The organism is Cylindrospermopsis sp. CR12 (genome assembly GCF_001432185.1).
Taxonomy (GTDB): Bacteria; Cyanobacteriota; Cyanobacteriia; order Cyanobacteriales; family Nostocaceae; genus Raphidiopsis; species Raphidiopsis raciborskii.
Genome location: NZ_LMVE01000081.1, coordinates 1 through 12,607 on the forward strand (window position 1 = coordinate 1; position 12,607 = coordinate 12,607).

The window sequence follows — 12,607 nt, forward strand, 5'->3', positions numbered from 1 at the left end:
AAAACCTTCACCTTAATGTAGAAAATCTGTATATATAATAGCCAGCAGAACATCCTCAGACAGAAAGTATTGATTTAGCAGTTGCAATTAACACAGAAAAAGCTCGCTCAGAAATGATTATCAGTCCCGTCTTATTGGAAGTAATAAGAATATAACTAGTTTATACATGTAAACACCAAACAAGGGATATAATCAAGAAAGTTTACACTCATTTTAGCCTTATTTCCCGCGTCTAGCCCACCCACTGAATCAATTGCTGAAAATTCTTGGCTCACATTCTTTGATCCCCCCCTCTTATCATTTGTAACCCATAGTTCTAAACTAAAGATGAGAGTTGAAAGGTAGTCTGGAGAAATTTTGTGAAAAGAGTTTTAGCAATTATTCTAGGTGGGGGAGCGGGTACAAGACTGTACCCCCTGACTAAGCTCAGGGCTAAACCAGCAGTACCTGTGGCTGGTAAATACCGGTTAATAGATATCCCCGTTAGTAACTGTATAAATTCAGAGATTTTTAAAATTTATGTTCTTACACAGTTTAACTCAGCGTCCCTAAATCGTCATATTGCTCGTGCTTACAATTTTAGTGGCTTCAGCGATGGTTTTGTAGAGGTACTAGCAGCACAACAAACTCCGGAAAACCCCAATTGGTTCCAGGGAACCGCTGATGCTGTGCGTCAGTACATTTGGATGTTACAGGAGTGGGATGTAGATGAATTTCTGATTCTTTCTGGCGATCATCTATATCGGATGGATTACCGTTTATTTGTCCAGCGCCATCGGGAGACCAACGCTGATATTACCCTTTCGGTAATTCCCATAGATGGTCGTCGGGCCTCGGATTTTGGTTTAATGAAAATTGACAGTGCTGGTCGGGTAATTGACTTTAGTGAGAAACCCAAAGGTGAAGCACTGGCAAAAATGCAGGTAGATACCACTGTTTTGGGTCTAACCAGCGAAGAAGCCCGATCACAGCCCTATATTGCCTCTATGGGCATTTATGTCTTTAAAAAAGACGTTCTCATTAAACTTTTGAGGGAGTCCTTAGAAAAAACCGATTTTGGCAAAGAAATTATCCCCGACGCTGCCAAAGATCACAATGTTCAAGCATATCTATTTGATGGTTACTGGGAAGACATAGGTACCATTGAAGCCTTCTACAATGCTAACCTCGCCCTCACCCAACAACCAGTCCCTCCCTTTAGCTTCTATGATGAGGAAGCACCCATTTATACCCGCGCCCGCTACCTACCACCTTCCAAATTATTGGACTGTGATATCAAAGAATCCATGATTGGTGAAGGCTGTATTTTGAAAAACTGCCGCATTCAGCATTCAGTATTGGGAGTGCGATCGCGTGTAGAGTCAGGTTCCATAGTTGAGGAATCTTTAATTATGGGTTCAGACTTTTATCAGCCTTCCGTGGAACGAGTGTGTAACCTAGACAAAGGAGACATTCCTTTAGGTATTGGTACGGATACAATTATTCGCCGAGCGATCATTGACAAGAATGCCCGAATTGGTCATAATGTCAGGATAATCAACAAAGACAACGTTCAGGAAGCGGAGCGAGAAAAACAAGGTTTCTACATCCGTAGCGGTATAGTTGTGGTTTTAAAAAATGCTGTTATTCCCGATGGAACTATCATCTAGTTAGGGAACTAACCCACAAATTTATCCCCACAAGCTTGTGGGGATCATCTCCCTAACCTTTAAAGTACGGTAATTGCCCTGGATGTATGAGCGACAACCACAATGAATTTTTGCTATGCTTTGCTAGTTTAGGATCATCATCTTATCCTAGAAAAAACATAACCTATATTTCGCCTATATTGTAACAGGAGGCTTGTGGATGGCTGGAACGGATTTTAAAGACTATTATTCAATTTTAGGAATCAGTAAAACTGCCAGTCCAGAAGAAATTAAACAAGCTTTTCGCAAACTAGCTCGTAAATACCACCCCGACGTTAATCCTGGAAACAAACAAGCTGAAGCAAGATTCAAAGAGATTAATGAAGCCTATGAAGTTCTCTCGGATCCAGATAAACGGAAAAAATATGACCAATATGGTCAATATTGGAAACAAGTGGGAGAAGGTGGTTTTCCTGGTGGTGCGGGAGTAGATATGAGTGGTTTTGACTTTGGTCAATACGGTAGTTTTAATGATTTCCTCAATGATTTATTTGGTGGGGTAGGACCTCGCAGTTCAACTTCTTCTCGCTCCGGTGGTAGACCGGGTGGTTTTGGTGGTTTTGGAGACTTTGGGTTTCCGGATATGGGTGCCCAAGATAGTGAATTTGTCATTACCCTAAGCTTCGCAGAGGCATTTACAGGAGTGCAAAAACGATTCAGTTTAGGAAATGAAACCATTGAAGTGCGTATTCCCGCAGGGGCAAAAACTGGCACTCGTTTACGGGTGAGAGGTAAAGGTGCAGTTAACCCTAAGACTGGACAAAGGGGAGATTTATATTTAAAAACAGAACTATCACCCCATTCATTTTTTCAACTTGAAGGTGACCAACTAATTTGCGAAGTGCCAATCGCACCAGATGAAGCAGCTTTAGGTGCGACTATCCAGGTTCCCACACCTGATGGTCATGCAAGCGTAAAATTACCCGCAGGAGTGCGTTCTGGTCAGTCCCTGCGCTTACGCGGCAAGGGATGGCCCTTACCCAAGGGCGGTCGTGGTGACCAGTTGGTAAAAGTTGCCGTTGTACCCCCTAAAGACCTGACTCCCCAAGAGCGGGAATATTACGAGAAACTGCGTGCTATCCGTAGTTATGATCCTCGTGCTCATTTACAGCAAATTAAATTCTGATTCTAGCTCACCAGGGGAGCAAACCCTGAACTATTAATAATATCAACCTGAACACCGATCGTGTTTTTTGCCGAAGTAGAAAATGCTAAATTTTCTACTTTTTACTATTGACGGAGTAAATTCACGCATAGTACAATATTATATGCTAGTTAAAAGACTTTTTGTTTGTAGGTGATAAGTCCTTGTCATCTCCCTGAGCAGGTTCGGTGAATATAAGAGGTGCCTTTGTAGTGAAGGTTAGACCACGAGTATATAATAATGTGCAGTTGGGTCAGTAAAAATTATCGGCTTTAGGCATTTTCATACTTAAATCCTAGCGGTTTCTTGCTAGTATATACGGAATAAAATTAGGAGATATTTATGAACGGCAAATTCCCGTCCACAGTTTTAGTAGCAACCCTAGCCCTATCAGGCATTTTGGGTTTAGGACATGGTCAATTAAAAGCCCAATCATCAGATGACGCATTTTTTGATCCGAGCGATCCCAGTCAATACAACGGAACTAAATTTACCTGTGTAGCCCAAGGTAGCGACTGGTCCACCGTTGGACAGCGCCCTGGTGGTAGACCAATTCCCATAATTATGTGGACAAAAAAAGGAGCACAGTCCTTTGGCGAAAATTATAATCCTAAGAGCCGTTGTGAAATCGTCACAGCCAATCTCAACCAAGCGGTAGAAGATAGCGCTGGCAATCTTTACGACGTAGTCCTAACCTGGGGTAAACTTGACGATGGCAAGACTGTTATTTGCGCACTTTCTTTAAAGGATGAAGGAGGTTGTGATGGTAACAATACCCTGTTCGCTCTGAAACCTGAAAATGCCAAAGACCCTAATAAGGTTTTAGAAACCCTGACTCAAATTAGCATTAAAGGTTCTAGTGCAGGGACTGTTCGTGAAACAACAAGTCGTTTAAGTGTAAACCTGGGTAAAGTTGTCTCACAAGCAGCCAAGCGATTGCCCCAAGAAACACCCAAAACTCGCACAACTCCCGTAAATAGACCCACTAAAGGTACTCTGTGAGTTGGTAACAGCCAGGAGAAGTCAATCTGTATTGGAAGTTATCAGCATTGGGAACTTTCACAATTCCACCCTAGTCAATTTTCTCTAGGATGTACACAACAAAATTAGGGAGTCATTTAGGAACATTATGAACATTATGAACATTATATCAAAATCACATCTAAAATCTTCCGTAGTTATGGCGTCCATCTGCGGATCTTTGTCAGTTACACTTCCCGTGGGCGCTCAATTGCCTTCAGTGGCGCCAGTTATCTATGTGGATCCCATTAGTGGTGTCAACATTGTCAGCACTGGCAACTCCGTCACCAATCCCTATAAAACCATCACCTTTGCCTTAGAGCAAGCCCAACCGGGAACCATAATTCAGTTAGCTCCCGGTAGTTACACTAATGAGTCCTTCCCCATCAAACTTAAACAGGGAATCACCTTGCGTGGTGATGAATCGACTAAAGGAAAGACCGTAGTTATTTCCGGTGGTGGTGACCACAACAGTCGTAGTTTTGCCAGACAAAATGTAACTATTCTGGCGGAACAAGACAGCACAATTAATGGTGTAACCGTGACCAACAGAAATGACCGAGGAACAGGTGTATGGGTAGAGTCCACTAACCCCGTCATTAAAAATAGCACATTTGCTCAGAGTTTGCGAGAGGGGATATTTGTCACAGCTGGTGGGGATCCTACCATTGAGAACAACCAATTTACAGCAAACAATGGCAATGGTATTTCCATAACCAAATCCAGCAAGGGGAAAATCAGCAATAATGTATTTGAGAAGAGTGGCTTTGGATTAAGCATTAATGACGATTCCAAACCAGTCTTGACCAAAAATCAGATCACCAATAATAGAGACGGAATAGTTATCACCGATTCAGCTCAACCCTTATTACGCAGCAATGTGGTTAAGGATAACGAACGGGATGGCATAGTCATCACTCTTAATTCTTCCCCCGATCTAGGTACTCGTAGTAATCCAGGTGGCAATGTCATCGTCAACAATGGTCGTTACAACATTTATAACGCCGCCACAACTGGTGTTGCCATTTCCGCATTAGGCAATACTATCGATGACTCAGGGATTTTAGGTGAAGTAGAAATAGATGGAATCCAAATTACAGGGAACAGGAAACCAGTATCATCCAACGACCCGAATTTAGCCCTGTTAAGAAAATGGCAATTAACAGCTGTTTCCTGCAGCTCTACTCCAGTAATTGGCATCTTTATAGGTGATAAACAATATTGTGTCAGTCCCCACCCAGACTTAACCGCTAAGGCTTATGAGTACAATCCTACTACCGGCACACTCAGAGCTTTAAGAACTGGCCCGCGTCCCACCAAACCAGGTAACCTGTAGATTTTGCTCCAGCAAGATCTCACCATTAAAACCAACACTAGATCAAGGGGAAATTATGAACAGCAAATTCTCAGCCGCGTTTTTAGTAGGTACCCTAGCCCTATCAGGCATTTTGGGTTTAGGACATGGTCAATTAAAAGCCCAATCATCAGATGACTCATTCTTTGATCCGAGCGATCGCAGTCAATACAACGGAACTAAATTTACCTGTGTAGCCCAAGGTAGTAACTGGGCCACAGTTGGACAGCGCCCTGGTGGTAGACCAATTCCCATAATTGTGTGGACAAAACAAGGAGCACAGTCCTTTGGCGAAAATTATAATCCTAAGAGCCGTTGTGAAATCGTCACAGCCAATCTCAACCAAGCGGTAGAAGATAGCGCTGGCAATCTTTACGACGTAGTCCTAACCTGGGGTAAACTTGATGATGGCAAAACTGTGATTTGCGCACTTTCTTTAAAAGACGAAGGAGGTTGTGATGGTAGCAATACTCTGTTTGCTCTGAAACCTGAAAATGCCAAAGACCCTAATAAGGTTTTAGAAACCCTGACTCAAATTAGTATTAAAGGCTCTAGTGCAGGGGTTGTTAGTGAAACTAAACCAAGAGGTCGTTTAAGTGTAAACTTAGGTAGGGTTGTATCGCAAGCAGCCAAGCGATTGCCTCAACAAACACCCAGAACCCGCAAAACTCCCAGATCAACTAAAGGTTCTGTTTAAGGACTGGCAAATATTGCAAAAGTGTCGAACGCGTGGGGAATAACCAAAACTTTCCACGCGCCATCGGCAAAAAATAAGGAGGTATGGAAATATGATGAGTAGCAAATTCTCAACCACGTGTTTAGTAGCCACCCTAACCCTATCAAGCATTTTGGGTTTAGGACATGGTCAATTAAAAGCCCAATCATCTGATGACGCATTCTTTGATCCGAGCGATCCCAGTCAATACAATGGGACGAGATTTGCTTGTGTAGCTCAAGGTAGTAACTGGGCCACAGTTGGACAGCGCCCTGGTGGTAGACCAATTCCAATAATTGTGTGGACAAAAAAAGGAGCACAGTCCTTTGGCGAAAATTATAATCCCAAGAGCCGTTGTGAAATCGTCACAGCCAATCTCAACCAAGCCGTAGAAGATAGCGCTGGCAATCTTTACGACGTAGTTTTAACCTGGGGAGAAGTCGGTGACAAAACTGTTATTTGCGCACTTTCTTTAAAGGACACAGGAGGTTGTGATGGTAACAATACCCTGTTTGCCCTGAAACCCGAAAATGCCAAAGACCCTAATAGGGTTTTAGAAACCCTGACTCAAATTAGTATTAGAGGTTCCAGTGCAGGGGTTATTACTGAAACAAGAGGTCGTTCTCGTGCCACAGTAAACCTAGGTGAAGTTATCTCCAAAGCAGCCAAGCGCTTGCCTCAACAAACACCCAGAACCCGCAAAACTCCCAGACCCAATACAGGTGGTCTGTGATAGAAAACTCAGAACTTTTCACACTTCTTTGGTAAAAAATAACAGGATATTATGAAATTTTCAGCAACAGTTTTAGCTACTTTTATAGCTGTATCAGCCGGTTGGCATCCTAGCATGGTGAGAGCTGTGCCAGTGGAAAGTGGAGATAACCCCCCTAACCCCCCCACTATTCCTGCATCCGACAACCCATCAGACTCAGAACCGACTGGTGATGAAAGCTATAATGGGACGAAATTTGCCTGTGTATCCCAGGGTAATGGCAAGTGGGCTACCGTTGGTCAGCGCCCTGGTGGCCAACCAATACCTGTGATTATTTGGACTCAATCAGCTTCCAAATATTTTGGTAGCCAATTTGCCCCCGAAAACCGGTGCCAAATTGTCACCCGCAAGTTCAACACAGCAGTACAAGAGAGTGGTGGTAGGCTTCAAGATGTTTTATTAATCAGTGGCAATGTTAATGGTCAGGTTGTTATTTGTGTAATTTCCGACCGAGATAATCGTTGTCAAGATAAAAATACCCTATTTACCCTGAAACCGGAAAATGCCAAAAACCCTGATAAGGTTTTATCTCAACTCCTGGAGATTAGCAAGAAGGGATCGGAAGGAGGTGTGATTACCGAAACAAGAAGTAGTCGCCAACGGGTTACAGTCAAACTGAGTGATGTGCTAGCAGCTCGACGCTCATCCTCTTCACCTGTTAAAAGGCCAAAAGTTCAAAATAACCGACGTAATCAACCTGGTTTGTAAAGTAATTATAATGGGAAAAGGGAATGATGCATGATGAAACTATCCACGACAGTTCTAGTTGCTAGTTTAACCCTAGCAGGAACTTTGATTCAGACTGGAGTACAAGCTAAGCCCCCTACTGAAGCCTACAATGGCACCAAGTTTACATGTGTTTCCCAAGGCAATGGCAATTGGGCTACGGTTGGCCAGCGTCCTGGTGGTAGTCCAATTACCGTAATTACTTGGACAGACGCGGGTTCTAAATATTTTGGAGATAACTATACTCCTCAAAATCGTTGCCGAATGGTAACATCTAGATTTAATCAGGCCGTGAAACAAAATGGTGGACGCCTAAAAAACGTAGCTCTAATTAAAGGTCGTGTTAACAAAGAGACGGTTATTTGTATAGCCTCTACAACTAGTGGAACAGGTTGTAGTGACAAGAATTTATTGTTTACTCTTAAACCGGAAAATGCTCAGAAAGCCAATGAGATTCTGGCCCAACTGACGGGAATTAGTAAACAAGGTTCCAGCGCAGGTGTTGTCCGAGAAACAAGCAGTCGTCTGCAACTTGAATTAAGTGAGGTCCTCGACCAGAATGACCTAAAACCGCAGGATTCCGACCAAATAAGACCACCAGCAAACTCTGATCGGAGGTTCAAACTGTAAATTCTACCCGAATGAAAAGAATCAATCAACTGCTCCTTTTTTAAGTGAATCACTGTGTTTTACCCCATATCCTTTAGATTGTCTGTGGCATTACTGACAACAATTTTTTCCCCCATTGTGTATCCTCATACTGTACCCAACTTGCTAGCTTCCACACCCCATCCCGGATTTGAATTTGCCGCTGCCAGGACTGCCAGTAAAGTAACAGTAAGAATTTTTACTAAATCTGGATCTGGGTCAGGAGTGATTATCAACCGTGAAGGACAAACCTACACGGTTTTGACCAATGATCACGTGGTAGTGGATAGTCCTGAGAGTGGTTATGAAGTTTTAACACCTGATGGTAAGATTTACAAAGCACAGCAAGTACCAACAGTCAATCCCCATTCTTTAGATCTAGCACTGGTGGAATTTACCAGTGGGGAAAACTATCAATTTGTGCAATTTTCCCGATCGCCAAATATATCTGAGGGGGAAGTGGTATATGTATCTGGGTTTCCAGCGTGGCATTTTGTTTTTAATGGTGACAATATCACCAAAGTAGAAACAACCCGGGATTGGGGACTGGGTGCTTTCAAGCTACAACCGGGTAAGATCAAAATGTATCTCCGTAAAACCCTAGTTGGTGGCTATAAGGTGGGTTTCACCAATGATTTTACCCAAGGTATGAGTGGAGGACCCGTTTTAAACCAACGGGGGGAACTTGTTGGTATCAGCGGGTTATTAAAGTATCCCTTTCAAGGAATTAATGCCTTTATTTTTACTGATGGGACTAAACCCAACAGGGCAGATTACCGTAGAATTGAGTCCTTAAGTTGGGCCATCCCCATTGCTACTGTGGTTGATTTCATTCAAGAGCAGAAACAATGAATTTTAAACTTGGAATAACAAATAACTCCCTACTAGTAACAACTCTTATCACTGCTGCAACAGCTGTTTTATCTACTACTTCAATAGCTGCTGATACTATCAGTATCCAAGATATAGCACAAATTGCTAAGAAGACATCTGTACAAATTAATACGGAGGGTGACGTTACCCCTGGGGGTTCAGGAGTAATTATTGCCAAACAAGGTAATCGTTATTCTGTACTAACCGCCAATCACGTGGTCTGTGATATTATAGACAGACCTGGAAAAATCCTCTGCGCTAAAGACATTACCTATTCTGTAAGAACAAATGATGGCAAAGAATACCCTATTAAATCAAAAGACATTGTAGTCCTACAGTCAACTAAAAATGATCCTGATTTGGCCCTAGTTAGCTTTGTAGCTACACAGGAATATCCCACAGCCAATGTAGGTGATTCTGACCAAATGACGGAAGCATCCGATGTGTTTGTGGGCGGATTTCCAGCTGTATTTAATAAAATTGGCTCAGCTAGGGACTTTACTTTTACCAAAGGGATCGTTCTTTCTCGCGGTAGAACTTCTATCAACGGTTATAGTTTAATTTACGATGCTAAAACTCTTACCGGTAATAGCGGGGGCCCAGTTTTTGATATTAAGGGTAGGGTGGTGGGAATTCACGGGTTAGCTGACACATCAGCTAAGAGTAAAACAGAAACGGGAGAAATAGTATCACAGAAAACGGGATTTAATGCTGGCATTCCCATTAATACTTTTTTGAACTTCAATAACCCCTTGCTCAAAGAGCTGCCAATTCAAAGGAATACCACCGCCACTGGGGAAGTGCCACAGCAGCGCTTAAATTCTCCCCAATCTGCACGAGATTTTTATGCCAGAGGTATTACTAAGCTAGACCAGTTTAGTTATAAAGAGTCCCTAGATGATTTTGATCAGGCAATCAAAATTGACCCCAAATATGCAGAAGCTTATTTCAAGCGTGGGTATGCCCTCAGTTGGCTTAGAAGATACGAAGAAGCCCTCTCCGACTTTAACCAGGTAATTGCCTTGGATCCAAATTATTTGGATGGTTATCTAAATCGTGGTTGGACTTATATTTGGTTACAAAATGATCAGGCCGCTCTTGAGGATTTCAATCGGGCAATTCGCCTCAATCCCAGTTATTCTATAGCTTATGCCCATCAAGGTATGGCTTATATTAAGCTGGGTAAGTATCAAGCAGCACTGGAATCTTCCAAGCAAGCTATTCGTCTAGACCCTAATAACAGTTATGGTTATACAATTCAGAGTGATGTGTTTAACTATTTAAAGGACTACGCTGCTTCTATCAAGGTGTCAACCTTAGCAATTATAATTGATCCAGATGATTTTAACGCCTACATCAATCGTGCTACAGCATATACTCTGACTGGGAATTTTTCAGCCGCCCTGGTGGACTATCAGAAGTCCGCAGAAATTTTTGAACGTCGTTATACCAAAAAACCTTCTCCAGCAACAGACAATTCCCGAACAACACCTAAACCATAACTCCAAGTAAATAACAACATCACAAAAATTTACACAAAAATACGAAACCTAGGGGTTTTATGAACCGGTACTTTAATGATACACTAAGCAAAGGTTTAAGTAGGGAGGCACAATTATTTGTAGGATGCCCATGGGGGCGTTGGGTTTCGTTCCTCAACCCAACCTACGCTCATCTTGCGTTTAATTCCACTCACCCACTTATCCTATTTATCTTTACATAGTTTGGTCTTTTAACGCCAACTTACTTATAGCAACAAAATATAGCCGGGCAAACATTTACTATGGTAGAATGTCCAGTGAGGAGTAATATTTTGAACAGCACACAGCCTTATTTTACATCAGGTTACAATCACCGGGGTTTAGTTTTTTCAGCAATCTCCCTAACCTTGCCCAGTATCCTTTTAACTTTGGTACTGTCTCCAGATCTTGTATTTGCGGAAGAGGGTGTTACGAATCAGAATGGCTACGAAACCAGATCCGTTCCCCCACAGATTTCACAAGCTGAGAATATCAGTCCGGAAGAAGTAAGAAGAATTCGGCAAGAATTGCTAATTGAACCTCTGGTAAAAACCAAACCACGGGAAGTGCAAAAGCCTACTTATCCCCCCGGACTTACTTTTGCGGGTGTAAGTGCTTTTGGTGCTAACACAGGTGATGTGTTTATAGGAATAACAGGTACTACCCCCGGTAAACTTAGAGATGGCCAGTATGATGGCGGCATTAACCTTGGCGCTGGTATAGGGGAATCTAACAAACTTGCAGCCTTGGAATTGGGCTTCAGCAACAATAGTATTAGAAAATTTGGTGCCAATGGCAGCTTTGACCTGAAAGTTCACCGTCTTGTCTATGCCCAGGGTAACAACCAGGTGGCTGTGGCCGCAGGTTGGAACTATTTTGCCCAGTATGGTACTGATGGTGTTACCCCTTCTGGAGTTTATGGTGTAGTTACTAGTTACTCCCTATTACAGCCAGATGATGAAGTTAATAAAATGCCTATCTCCGTCTCTTTCGGTGCTGGGGGTGGTCCGTTTAGACAAGAATTTGCTAGCACAGGTGTGTTTGGCAGTGTGGGTATGCAGGTTCAACCCCAATTGGGTGTAGGTTTCGGTTGGAGTGGAGTGGGTTTTAACCTTGGTGCTTCCTATGTTCCCATACCTACCTTACCTTTAACAATTACAGCCCAGGGTGCGGATATCACTAATAATAGCCCTGGTGGCACCATACTTTCTTTGAGCGTCAGCTATGGGTTCAATTTTTTACCTAAGTAATTACATAGGTACTATAGTTTATTAGATAATCATCATGTTAAAACCCAAAAGTCTCATTTTTACCTTAAGTCTAGTCCCGTTCTTATTAGCATCTTTGCAATTGACCAGTGAGGGAGGTAGCACAACACCAGGAGGTCCTAGTGGAAATGTATTGCCTTCACCACCATCAATTCCACAAGATCCTGTACAACCAACACAACCACCACCACCAAACCCACAAGATCCTGTACAACGACCACAACCGGAACGACCAAACCCACAAGATCCTGTACAACCACCACAACCGGAACGACCAACCGGGAAAACAACTCCAGGAGGTTCTAGTGGTGGAAGCGGTGTCACCTTCATACCTAATGCAGAGAGCATAATTGTAACCAGACAGGGGCAAAGTGCAACCCTAGCGGTTACACAAGAAGTTCAATCAGCCCTAAACCAGCTAGTTCCCAATATAGTTCAAGTGCTTGGCACAAGCGCTAATACTACTGACTTGGTCACCCTCGTGCTTGCACGTCCAGGGGTAACGGAAGCTGCTGCGAGAATAACAGCAGCTTTAACATCGGCGGGTATTAGTCCCCAGCTCGCGATCGCACTTGTTAATGCCCTGAATGGTTTATTCTCACCTTCCACTGCATCTTCACCCGGTGCTATGTTAGTTAGCACTAAGGATTGGAAAGGTAATAATACAGTTGCACAAGCGGGTGCGGCATTTAGCGTCAACATTGACAAGCTCAGTGCTGCCATTACTGCTTACAACGGTATTGTTATCGAAAGTAAACCACCTACTCTCAAACGTCTGTCTCAAGACGCAAGTTTCGTTGGTATTGGTCGTACCCTTAAACAATTGAGAAACGCTATCCCCTAAAGTCAAGAATAACCAGCGGAGGAATTTTTCCGCTG

General features: G+C 42.9%; 12 protein-coding genes. All 12 read left to right on the top strand.

Translation table 11 applies throughout. From position 1 onward, the window contains the following. Positions 1-359 precede the first annotated feature (359 nt). The 12 genes from ASL19_RS09135 (at position 360) to ASL19_RS09190 (ending at position 12,572) form a co-directional block, all read left to right on the top strand. Positions 360-1,649, top strand: a complete 1,290-nt coding sequence (locus tag ASL19_RS09135; RefSeq protein WP_057178095.1) for a glucose-1-phosphate adenylyltransferase — start codon at positions 360-362, stop codon at positions 1,647-1,649. A 199-nt stretch (positions 1,650-1,848) separates the two neighbouring features. Then, positions 1,849-2,814, top strand: coding sequence for a DnaJ C-terminal domain-containing protein (locus tag ASL19_RS09140; protein WP_057178096.1), 966 nt, complete (start codon positions 1,849-1,851; stop codon positions 2,812-2,814). A 360-nt stretch (positions 2,815-3,174) separates the two neighbouring features. Next, positions 3,175-3,834: a COP23 domain-containing protein gene (locus tag ASL19_RS09145; RefSeq protein ID WP_057178097.1), complete on the top strand. Its 660-nt coding sequence runs from the start codon at positions 3,175-3,177 to the stop codon at positions 3,832-3,834. Between the two features lie 136 nt (positions 3,835-3,970). Beyond that, a complete protein-coding gene (locus tag ASL19_RS09150) occupies positions 3,971-5,188 on the top strand; it encodes a DUF1565 domain-containing protein (RefSeq protein WP_115538679.1) in 1,218 nt (405 codons plus the stop codon). 55 nt (positions 5,189-5,243) lie between these two features. Further along, complete coding sequence (locus ASL19_RS09155; protein ID WP_057178099.1) at positions 5,244-5,903, top strand: COP23 domain-containing protein; 660 nt, start codon at positions 5,244-5,246, stop codon at positions 5,901-5,903. 94 nt (positions 5,904-5,997) lie between these two features. After that, complete coding sequence (locus tag ASL19_RS09160) at positions 5,998-6,654, top strand: COP23 domain-containing protein (RefSeq protein ID WP_057178144.1); 657 nt, start codon at positions 5,998-6,000, stop codon at positions 6,652-6,654. A gap of 51 nt (positions 6,655-6,705) precedes the next feature. Next, positions 6,706-7,401: a COP23 domain-containing protein gene (locus ASL19_RS09165; RefSeq protein WP_057178100.1), complete on the top strand. Its 696-nt coding sequence runs from the start codon at positions 6,706-6,708 to the stop codon at positions 7,399-7,401. Between the two features lie 30 nt (positions 7,402-7,431). Continuing rightward, entirely contained in the window at positions 7,432-8,049 is a 618-nt protein-coding gene (locus ASL19_RS09170; protein ID WP_235528967.1) for a COP23 domain-containing protein, read from the top strand. Between the two features lie 84 nt (positions 8,050-8,133). Next, the gene (locus ASL19_RS09175; protein WP_057178145.1) at positions 8,134-8,919 is read left to right on the top strand and encodes a serine protease; all 786 of its coding nucleotides are present in this window, start codon (positions 8,134-8,136) and stop codon (positions 8,917-8,919) included. Next, a complete protein-coding gene (locus ASL19_RS09180) occupies positions 8,916-10,442 on the top strand; it encodes a tetratricopeptide repeat-containing serine protease family protein (RefSeq protein WP_057178102.1) in 1,527 nt (508 codons plus the stop codon). Before ASL19_RS09175 ends, ASL19_RS09180 begins: the two co-directional genes overlap by 4 nt. 311 nt (positions 10,443-10,753) lie before the next feature. Next, the gene (locus ASL19_RS09185; protein ID WP_235528968.1) at positions 10,754-11,710 is read left to right on the top strand and encodes a hypothetical protein; all 957 of its coding nucleotides are present in this window, start codon (positions 10,754-10,756) and stop codon (positions 11,708-11,710) included. A gap of 34 nt (positions 11,711-11,744) precedes the next feature. Then, positions 11,745-12,572 (top strand): hypothetical protein, encoded by an 828-nt coding sequence (locus tag ASL19_RS09190; protein ID WP_057178104.1) that lies wholly within the window; start codon positions 11,745-11,747, stop codon positions 12,570-12,572. Positions 12,573-12,607 lie beyond the last annotated feature (35 nt).

Excerpts from the sequence above, each read along its gene's own strand:
- ASL19_RS09160 (WP_057178144.1), top strand. The coding sequence starts at position 5,998 with ATGAGTAGCAAATTCTCAACCACGTGTTTAGTAGCCACCCTAACCCTA.
- ASL19_RS09190 (WP_057178104.1), top strand. The coding sequence starts at position 11,745 with ATGTTAAAACCCAAAAGTCTCATTTTTACCTTAAGTCTAGTCCCGTTC.
- ASL19_RS09165 (WP_057178100.1), top strand. The coding sequence starts at position 6,706 with ATGAAATTTTCAGCAACAGTTTTAGCTACTTTTATAGCTGTATCAGCC.
- ASL19_RS09180 (WP_057178102.1), top strand. The coding sequence starts at position 8,916 with ATGAATTTTAAACTTGGAATAACAAATAACTCCCTACTAGTAACAACT.
- ASL19_RS09140 (WP_057178096.1), top strand. The coding sequence starts at position 1,849 with ATGGCTGGAACGGATTTTAAAGACTATTATTCAATTTTAGGAATCAGT.
- ASL19_RS09170 (WP_235528967.1), top strand. The coding sequence starts at position 7,432 with ATGATGAAACTATCCACGACAGTTCTAGTTGCTAGTTTAACCCTAGCA.
- ASL19_RS09155 (WP_057178099.1), top strand. The coding sequence starts at position 5,244 with ATGAACAGCAAATTCTCAGCCGCGTTTTTAGTAGGTACCCTAGCCCTA.
- ASL19_RS09150 (WP_115538679.1), top strand. The coding sequence starts at position 3,971 with ATGAACATTATATCAAAATCACATCTAAAATCTTCCGTAGTTATGGCG.
- ASL19_RS09145 (WP_057178097.1), top strand. The coding sequence starts at position 3,175 with ATGAACGGCAAATTCCCGTCCACAGTTTTAGTAGCAACCCTAGCCCTA.